Here is a 333-nt window from a genome sequence, read left to right on the forward strand (position 1 = left end):
AATTGCCTATAGCTTTCAACAAAAGCTTTTTCTATTGCTGCTTCTTGTATTCCTTTTGAATGAGGACAATATTTTTTACCTTTTTTAGTTGACCTTACACATTGCCAGTTAATTTTTTTATAAATTGAACTAGTGTGCCATGTTCTTCTTGAAAGTATCTCTCCACAAAATCCACATTCCAGCATACTTGAAAAAGCATATTGTCTTGATAGTTTTTCTCTTTTTCTATCCTTGTTAGCAATAGTGTTTCTATTTTGTGCTCTCCTGAGTCTAATCTCCTGTGCCTTTTCAAAGTCTTCTCTTGATATAATTGGCTCGTGATGATTTTCAATG

1 pseudogene is annotated in these 333 nt (G+C 32.7%); it reads right to left on the bottom strand.

Annotated elements, in window-relative coordinates:
* Window positions 1-333 (bottom strand): annotated as a pseudogene (locus HMPREF3023_RS09565) (recombinase zinc beta ribbon domain-containing protein); the annotation flags it as partial.

This window comes from Peptoniphilus sp. HMSC075B08 (genome assembly GCF_001815405.1).
GTDB lineage: Bacteria > Bacillota > Clostridia > Tissierellales > Peptoniphilaceae > Peptoniphilus_A > Peptoniphilus_A harei.